General features: G+C 71.1%; 8 protein-coding genes. 3 read left to right on the plus strand and 5 right to left on the minus strand.

Annotated elements, in window-relative coordinates; all coding sequences use genetic code 11:
- The first annotated feature begins 5 nt into the window (after positions 1-5).
- Together AC07YS_RS13450 and AC07YS_RS13455 are read left to right on the plus strand one after the other, a co-directional pair.
- On the plus strand, positions 6-929 hold the full coding sequence (locus AC07YS_RS13450; protein ID WP_495269324.1) for an efflux RND transporter periplasmic adaptor subunit: 924 nt from the start codon (positions 6-8) through the stop codon (positions 927-929).
- Positions 926-2407 (plus strand): efflux transporter outer membrane subunit, encoded by a 1482-nt coding sequence (locus AC07YS_RS13455; protein ID WP_495269323.1) that lies wholly within the window; start codon positions 926-928, stop codon positions 2405-2407. The genes AC07YS_RS13450 and AC07YS_RS13455 overlap by 4 nt, the downstream gene beginning before the upstream one ends.
- Before the next feature lie 30 nt (positions 2408-2437).
- Here AC07YS_RS13455 and AC07YS_RS13460 read toward each other — a convergent pair whose 3' ends face one another.
- From AC07YS_RS13460 to AC07YS_RS13470, 3 genes are all read right to left on the minus strand, one after another.
- Positions 2438-3007, minus strand: a complete 570-nt coding sequence (locus AC07YS_RS13460; protein ID WP_495269322.1) for a hypothetical protein — start codon at positions 3005-3007, stop codon at positions 2438-2440.
- 85 nt (positions 3008-3092) lie between these two features.
- The gene (locus tag AC07YS_RS13465) at positions 3093-3821 is read right to left on the minus strand and encodes an RNA pseudouridine synthase (RefSeq protein ID WP_159278590.1); all 729 of its coding nucleotides are present in this window, start codon (positions 3819-3821) and stop codon (positions 3093-3095) included.
- A complete protein-coding gene (locus AC07YS_RS13470) occupies positions 3818-5500 on the minus strand; it encodes an MBL fold metallo-hydrolase (protein WP_495269321.1) in 1683 nt (560 codons plus the stop codon). Before AC07YS_RS13470 ends, AC07YS_RS13465 begins: the two co-directional genes overlap by 4 nt.
- Positions 5501-5610: 110 nt before the next feature.
- On the opposite strand from AC07YS_RS13470, the gene AC07YS_RS13475 reads away from it, so the two are divergent.
- Positions 5611-6615: a Bug family tripartite tricarboxylate transporter substrate binding protein gene (locus AC07YS_RS13475; protein WP_095743580.1), complete on the plus strand. Its 1005-nt coding sequence runs from the start codon at positions 5611-5613 to the stop codon at positions 6613-6615.
- Here AC07YS_RS13475 and AC07YS_RS13480 read toward each other — a convergent pair whose 3' ends face one another.
- Entirely contained in the window at positions 6616-7446 is an 831-nt protein-coding gene (locus AC07YS_RS13480) for a TorF family putative porin (protein ID WP_495269320.1), read from the minus strand.
- A gap of 50 nt (positions 7447-7496) precedes the next feature.
- Positions 7497-8060 (minus strand): DMT family transporter (locus AC07YS_RS13485; RefSeq protein WP_495275714.1); only part of this gene is annotated, 564 nt, incomplete at its 5' end.

Here is an 8060-nt window from a genome sequence, read left to right on the forward strand (position 1 = left end):
TTCCCATGAAAGCCAACCCCTTCGCAGACAACCCCCGGGCCCAGAGCCTGCTGCGCGTTCTTCTCACCGTGGCCGTGGTGGCCGCCGCCGTCTGGGCGGGCTTTCGCCTGTGGGACCACTACGAGCTCGCACCGTGGACACGCGACGGCCGCGTGCGCGCCAACGTGGTCCAGATCGCGCCCGACGTCTCGGGCCTCGTCACGGCCGTGCCGATCCGCGACAACCAGCCGGTCGTCGCCGGCACGCTGCTGTTCGAGGTGGACCGCGCGCGCTACGACCTCGCCGTGCGCCAGGCGCAGGCCGCGCTCGCCGCGCAGCGCGCCGTGAGCGCCCAGGCCCAGCGCGAGAACGCGCGCAACACGGGGCTCGACGAGCTGGTGTCGAAGGAGTCGCGCGAACAGACCCGCGCCCGCGTCGAGCAGGCCCAGGCCGCCGTCGCGCAGGCCGAGGTGGCGCTCGATTCGGCGCGCCTGAACCTGCAGCGCGCCGAAGTGCGCGCGCCGGCCGACGGCCTCGTCACCAACCTCGACCTGCGCCAGGGCAGCTACGCCGCCGCGGGCCGGCCGGTGCTCGCGCTGGTCGATGCGCAGTCGTTCTATGTCGAAGGCTATTTCGAAGAAACGAAGCTGCCGCGCATCCACCTGGGCGACCGCGTGCGCGTGACGCCGATGGGCGGCGGCGCGGTGCTCGAAGGCGCGGTCGACAGCGTGGCCGCCGGCATCGCCGACCGCGACCGTTCCACCAGCGCCAACCTGCTGCCCAGCGTGAACCCGACCTTCAACTGGGTGCGGCTGGCGCAGCGCATCCCGGTGCGCGTGAAGCTCGACCCGCTGCCCGAAGGCGCGCGCCTCGTGGCCGGCCAGACGGTCACCGTGCAGGTCCTCGAACACGACGCGGCCCACGCTGCCGCCACGCCGAAGAAGGGATGACCGCCATGACCCGCTTCGCCTTTCGCATGGCTTCGCTCGCGGTTGCGGCCGGGCTCGCGGCCTGCGCGGCGGTCGGCCCCGACTACCGGCAGCCGCCCGAGGCGCTGGCCAGCCAACCCGCTGCCGCCAAGCCTTTCGCCGAAGCACCGGCGAATGCCGCGCCGCTGCCCGCGCACTGGTGGCGCCTGTACCACGACCCGCTGCTCGACCGGCTCGTCACCCAGGCCCTTGCGCACAACACCGACCTGCGCCAGGCCGTCGCCAACCTCGAGCGCGAACGCGCCATCGAAACCGAAGTGGCCGGCGCCAAGTACCCGACCATCGGCGTGAACGCCGGGCCGTCCTTCGGCCACGTCTCGGGCCTGTCGCTGCTGCAAAAGGGCTACGAGCCGCCGAACACCTTCAACTACAGCGCGGGCGCGTCGCTGTCGTACCAGGTCGACCTGTTCGGCCAGATCCGCCGCGCCATCGAGGCCTCGGCCGCCAGCAGCCAGGCCGCCGAAGCCGCGCTCGACCTCGTGCGCGTGAACGTCGCGGCCGGCACCGCGCGCGCCTACGCCGAGGCCTGCTCGGCCGGCCTGCGGCTGCAGATCGCGCAGAAGTCGGTCGCGTTGCAGCAAGACGCCGTGAACGTCACCGAGCGCCTGCAGCGCGCGGGCCGCGCCGGTGCCATCGACGCTGGCCGCGCGCGCGCCCAGCTCGCACAGCTCGACGCCGCGCTGCCGCCGCTGAAGGCCCAGCGCCAGGGCGCGCTCTACCGCCTGGCCACGCTCACCGGCGCACTGCCGCAAGACTTTCCGCGCGAGGTGGCCGACTGCACCACGCCGCCGCGCGTGGCCGGCGCACTGCCGGTGGGCGACGGCGCCGCGCTGCTGCGCCGCCGGCCCGACATCCGCCAGGCCGAGCGCAGCCTCGCTGCCTCGACCGCGCGCATCGGCGTGGCCACGGCCGACCTCTATCCGAAGGTCACGCTGGGCCTGTCAGGCTCGTCGGCCGGCCATGCCACCGGCTTCGGCCGCCAGGACACGCTGGCCTGGAGCGTGGGCCCGCTGATCTCGTGGACCGTGCCCAACACCGGCGCCGCGCAGGCCCGCATCGCACAGGCCGAGGCCGGCACGCGCGCCGCGCTCGCCAAGTTCGACGGCACCGTGCTCACCGCGCTGCGCGAGACCGAGACCGCGCTCGGCACCTACGCCCGCGAGCTCGACCGCCGTGCCGCCCTGCAGGCCTCGCGCGACGAAAGCGCCAAGGTCGCCGCGCAGGCGCGCCAGCTGTACCGCAACGGCCGCACCGCCTACCTCGACGCGCTCGACGCTGAACGCGCACTGGCCGGCGCCGACGCCGCATTGGCCGCCAGCGAGGCGCAACTGGCCGACGACCAGGTCGTGCTGTTCATGGCGCTCGGCGGCGGCTGGGAGCCGGCCGATGACGCGCTCGCACAAAGCCAACAAGGCAAGCCCGCCACGACCGTCCGCTGAGCGGCACGTGCCGCTCGCCGGCCGCAACGCTCAGCGAGTGAACAGCCAGCCGCCCTTGGGCTGGCGCATGAGTTCGTGGCGCTTGATGGCGCGTTCCTCGCCGTCGTCGCCCACGTAGACCACCTCGAAACGCAGCAACCGGGGCGACACCAGCTTCCAGTTCTGGATGCGCTGCACCGTCACGCAGGCGGTCTTGTCGTGGTACTGCATCTCGGCCATCGGCCCGCCCTGGAAGCCCGTGCCGTCGAACAGCCGGCCGGGCGCCGCGAAGGGGTTGAGCACCGCGCCGTTGCGCGCCGTGATGCAGCCTTCGGTGCGCAAGAAGGATTCGATGGTCGGCGACGCGCTCCCCACCACCTTGCCCACCGCGGGGCTAGGGGGCTTGCCGCCGACGGCTTCGCGGATGCGCTCCACCTGCACCGCGGTGATCGGCGCGAGGCCGTCCTTGGAAACCACGGCGGGCGGGGCGGCTGTCGTCGCTTCGGGCGGCGAACCGACCGGCGCGTCGGGGAACAGCAGGGCCGTGAGGTAGCTGCAGCCCGCCAGCAGCGTCAGGGGCAGGGTGCAGGCCAGGGTGCGGATCGGTGTGCCGAACTTCATGGTGCTGGTATCTCCCGTGTGCGGCGCGGGGCCGCTGTCTTCAGGTGGCAGTTTGCGGTGCTGCCTCGTCGTCCTCAAGCTGCTTTCAAAAGCGCTCGTTCGGCGCGAGGTAGCGCCACTGGCCCGGCTGCAGCCCGGCCAGCGAGACACGGCCCACGCGCAGGCGCCGCATGGCGACGATGCGCAGGTTCACGCCGTCGCAGATGTGCGCGATCTGCCCGGGCCGCGCGCCCTTGAGTGCAAAGCGCAGGCCGGTCTGCTCGGGCGACTGCCGGCCGATGCTCACGCGCGCGGGCGAACGCTCCAGCCGCGCCAGCACCTCGGGGCTCACCGGGCCGGCCACGTCGACCATCACTTCGTGTTCGAGGATGCCCGCGTCTTCCTGCAGTTTGCGCTCGATGCGCCATTCCTGCGTGTAGGCCACGAGGCCGCTGGCGCCGGTTTCGAGCGGCGTCATGCAGCGCTGGCCGCGCGCATGCGCCGGCAGAAAACGCTGGCCCTCGCGCTCGGGCTCGTGGTGGTTGGCGGCCACCAGCAGCTGGTGGGCGTTGTCGGTCGGCATGCCGGCGGGCTTGTAGAGCACCATCGTCACCGGCACCACGGGCTCGGGCCGCGCACCGGCGGCGATCTCGACCTGCTGGTGCGGCTGCACGCGCGACTGCGGCAGCAGGGCGGGCACGCCGTCCACGCGCACGGCGCCGTTCTCGATCAGCAGCTCGGCCTCGCGGCGCGACACCTGGGCCATCGCGGCCACGCGCTTGGCCAGGCGCACGCCTTCGTCGTCGGGCGCAGAGGGGCGGTTCGAGCGGTTCATCGCGCGTCGGCCAGTTGACGGATGCGCGCCACGTGCGCCGCCAGCGAACGCGCCGCCACCGGCCACATGCGCTCGGGCACGTCGTCGTAGGCGAGCGGCAGCCATTGCTCGGGCGTGCCGTCGGGCAGCCGCTGCATCGCGGCGGCGATCTTGGCCTCGCGCTTGAGGCGGTGCGCCTTCAGGTGCGCGATGGCGGTGCGCGCAAAGCCGATCACGTAGCCGTGCGCCGGCAGGATGAAGTCGATGCCACCGGCCGCGCAGGCCGCGTCGAGCTTGTCGAGCGAATCGAGGTACGCCGTCATGTCGCCGTCCGGCGGATCGACCACCGTCGTGCTGCCGTTGAGGATGTGGTCGCCCGAGAACAGCAGGCCATCTTCTTCCAGCACCAGGCACAGGTGGTTGGCCGCGTGGCCGGGCGTGTGGATGGCGCGCAGCGTGTGCACGAGCGGCGCGCCGTCGGGCGCGGTGCCCGAAAGCACCAGCCGTTCGCCGTCGGCCAGCTCGCGCTCGGCGCTGAAGCGTGCGGTGGAACGTGCCGTGGGCGCGGACGACAGCCCGAGGATCGGCGGCTTGCGCCCCGCCGCGCACAGCGCCTGCAGCGGCGCGGCGCCCGGCGAGTGGTCGGCGTGCGAGTGCGTGCAGACGATCAGGCGGATGTCGCCCTGCGTGGCTTCCATCAGCCGTGCGAGGTGCGTCGCGTCGTTCGGGCCCGGATCGATCACGAGGTAGCCGGTGGCCGCGTCGCCCACGAGGTAGGTGTTGGTGCCCGGGCCGGTCATGGCGCTGGGGTTCGGCGCGGTGAGGCGCTGCACGTTCTTCAGCAGCGCCACGGGCTGCGTGCTCTGCCAGTCGAGCGCGTGCGCGATCTGGCCGTCGGGGCACACCAGCGCGAGCTCGCCGAAGGGCGACTCGTGTTCCATGTAGCGCGCGTCCTCGCCCTTGAGCAGGCCGGCGCGCGGGCAGCTGGTCCACAGCGGCTTCTCCTGGCCGTCGGCCCCGGGCGCGCAGGCCGCGAGCACCGCATCGACGGTCGAGTAGGCCGCCATGCGCTGCAGCGTGCGGATGGTCGGGAAGATCATGAAGAAGCTGCCCGCCTCGTGGCGCGCCAGCGCGTCGGCCGGGCGCACCCAGCAGGGCTCGAACTGCTCGCTCTCGTCGGCCGTGGGCTCCTGGCCCTCGGGCATGCGCGCCACCAGGAAGGGCACGTCGAAGCGTTTGGGCAGGTCGCGGTCGGTGATCCAGTGCGCGAAGGTGAAGACGTGGTCGGCCGACAGCACCAGGCCGCGTGCCGCGCACTGGTCGGCGAAGGCCGTGCCGGCGGTGGCGTTGCGGTCCATCGCGGCGACCTCGCCGGCAGCCACCGCGCGGCCGTCGGCGTGGCGGGCCAGCAGGAGGCCGAGTTCTTCGAAGGCCTCGCGGATCGCGGCGATGGCCTGCGTGTGCTGCGTGTCGCTCTGCGTGGCGCGGCGTGCCGCGATGCGCGCGGCGGCGGCGTCGGCCGCGTCGATGTGGCCCCCCGGAAAGACGTAGGCACCGGGCGCGAAGCTCGCGGTGGCCGAGCGGCGGGTCATCAAGACCTCCAGGCCGGCGTCGGTGTCGCGCAGCAGCAGGACGGTGGCGGCGGCGCGCACGGGCACCGGTTCGCGATGGGTGTGGAGTTGTTGTGTGGGGCGGACCATGGAGCGATTATGGAGAGGCAAGGGGCGCGGTGCATAAGCACATGTGCAAACAGATATCAGCCGCGCGCCACAATCGGCGCCTGCACCGTCCGCCTCGAAGAAAGACCGACATGGCCCATTCTCCCTTCCCGCGTCGCGCCCTGCTGGCCGCTGGCGCCTTGCTCTGCACCGCTGCCGCATCGACCCTGGCGCTGGCCCAGCCCGACTGGCCGCAACAACCCGTCACACTGATCATGGGCTTTCCGGCCGGCTCGGGTGTCGACGTGGTCGCCCGCGCCATCCAGGAGCCGCTGTCGCGCCAGCTCGGCAAGCCCGTGATCATCGACTACAAGTCGGGCGCCGCCGGCAACATCGCCAGCGAGTACGTCGCCCATGCCAAGCCCGACGGCTACACGCTCTCGTTCGGCACCGCCGCCACGCACGGCAGCAACGCCGCGCTGTACAAGAAGCTGCCCTTCGACGTGGAGGCCGACTTCGTGCCCGTGGCGCCCGTGCTCGATGTGTCGAACGTGCTCACCATCAACCCCGACGTGATCAACGTGCGCACGCTCAAGGAGTTCGTCGAGCTGGTGAAGGCCAACCCCGGCAAGTACAACTACGCCTCCACCGGCAACGGCGCGGGCACGCACATGGCCTTTGCGGAGTTCAACTCGCGCCTGGGCCTGAACATGGTCCACGTGCCCTACAAGGGCGGCCCCGAGGCCATCACCTCGGTGGTGCGCGGCGAGACCTGCTGCATCATGAACCAGGTGCAGACCGTGCTGCCGCACTACAAGGCCGGCAAGGTGCGCCTGCTGGGCGTGACCACCGCCACGGCGGTGCCGGCCGTGAAGGAGGTGCCGACCATCGCCTCCAGCGGCCTGCCCGGCACCAAGGGCTTCGACAGCGCCATCTGGTTCGGCATCTTCGCGCCCAAGGGCACCGACGCCCACATCGTCGACAAGCTCAACGCCGCCGTGAAGACCGTGCTCGAGCAGCCCGAGATCCGCGAGCGCTTCGAGAGCCAGGGCAACACCGTGCGCATCGAGTCGCCCGCCCAGTTCAAGAAGACCGTGCACGCCAACCGCGTGAAGTGGGCCGAGGTCGCCAAGGCGGCGAACATCAGCATCGACTGATCACAAGGTTTTGGTCAGCGTGAGGATGAAGCGGGCCTTGTTCGGCGAGTAGGTCGTCTGGCCGACGTTGCCGAAACCGTAGTCGAAGCCCGGGTTGGCCACGGACACGTACGCGCCCTTCTTGTTCGCGCCCTGCACCGAGCCGGTCAGCGTCAGGCCGCTGCCGAAGTCGTAGGTGGCGCCGACGTTGTAGTCCACGTAGCTCTTGTAGCCCAGGCTGCGGATGTCGCTGGACATGTTCGTGTAGCCGACAGCCGCTTTCAGCGTGACCTTGGGCACGATCTCCTTGCTGTAGGCCAGGTTGAGGTAGCCGGTGTTGCGGCCCGTGCGGCCCGAGCCGGTCTTGGCGCCGGCGTAGCCGAAGTAGTCCTTCGACACCGTGTGCGAGTACTTCAGCGTGAACGAACCGAGCGTGGCGTCGGTGTAGCCCGCGCTGGCGTACAGCTCCGTCGTGTTGCCTGTCGAATTGCCCGGGTACAGGTAGGTGAGGGCGCCCACGTCCATGTCGAGCGGGCCGGCCTTGAACTTGTAGCCGCCGTACAGGTCGCTTTCGAGGCTGTTGCCCTTGAGCCAGTTGACGCTGGAGTTCCAGTTGCCGATGTAGAAGCCGCTGTCGCCGAAGGCGTAGTCGAAGCCGCCCTGCACGGCGGGCTTGAAGCCGCGGGTCTTGGCGTAGTCGTTCTTGCCGAGCATGTCCTGGTCCTGGCCGCGGAACTTGTAGTTCGTGGTCAGCGCCACGTTGCCCGTGAGCTGCGCGTTCGCGAGCATCGGCAGGGCGAACAGGGTGGGAAGAACGAGCACCGGCAAGGCGGTGCGGAGAAGGTGTTTCATCGAAAGAATTCGCTAACGGATGGAGGAGCCGGCAGCGTAGAAGCGCGGGTCTAAAAGCCGCGTAAAAAACGAAGGCCCCGGCGCAAAAGTTGTGTGTCGGGCATCGTCATCGCGACCACGCCCACCACCACGCAGGCCAGCCCGATCCACGCCGTGGCCGCCAGCGTCTCGCCCAGGCACACCACGCCGATCGTCACGCCGATGGGCACGCGCAGATAAGCCTGCGCCGAGGTCGACATCGGCCCCAGCGTCTTGATGAGCCGGAAGTAGATCGTGAAGGCCAGCGCGGTCGAGAGCACTGCCAGCGCCACAACGGCCGTCATCGACGCTGCCGATGGGGTGAGCGTCCAGGGCCTGTCGATCGCCAGGCTCGCGGGCACGAGCAGGGCTGCGCCGCTCACCAACGAGCCGGCCGCGGGCACCATCGGGTCCAGGCCCTTGAACACGCGGCCGAACATCGCGGCGCAGCCGTAGCAGACGGCGGCCACCACCAGCGCCAGCTGCGCCAGCAGCGAATGACCCAGCCCCTGCAAGGCCTCGAAGCCCACGATCAGGCAGATGCCCGTCAGCCCCGCCCCCACGCCGAAGAGCCGCTGCAGCGTGGGGTTGCCCGC

Source organism: Variovorax sp. GW458-11-26-14-LB1 (genome assembly GCF_059423965.1).

Excerpts from the sequence above, each read along its gene's own strand:
- AC07YS_RS13450 (WP_495269324.1), top strand. The coding sequence starts at position 6 with ATGAAAGCCAACCCCTTCGCAGACAACCCCCGGGCCCAGAGCCTGCTG.
- AC07YS_RS13465 (WP_159278590.1), bottom strand. The coding sequence starts at position 3,821 with ATGAACCGCTCGAACCGCCCCTCTGCGCCCGACGACGAAGGCGTGCGC.
- AC07YS_RS13470 (WP_495269321.1), bottom strand. The coding sequence starts at position 5,500 with ATGGTCCGCCCCACACAACAACTCCACACCCATCGCGAACCGGTGCCC.
- AC07YS_RS13480 (WP_495269320.1), bottom strand. The coding sequence starts at position 7,446 with ATGAAACACCTTCTCCGCACCGCCTTGCCGGTGCTCGTTCTTCCCACC.
- AC07YS_RS13460 (WP_495269322.1), bottom strand. The coding sequence starts at position 3,007 with ATGAAGTTCGGCACACCGATCCGCACCCTGGCCTGCACCCTGCCCCTG.
- AC07YS_RS13475 (WP_095743580.1), top strand. The coding sequence starts at position 5,611 with ATGGCCCATTCTCCCTTCCCGCGTCGCGCCCTGCTGGCCGCTGGCGCC.
- AC07YS_RS13455 (WP_495269323.1), top strand. The coding sequence starts at position 926 with ATGACCGCCATGACCCGCTTCGCCTTTCGCATGGCTTCGCTCGCGGTT.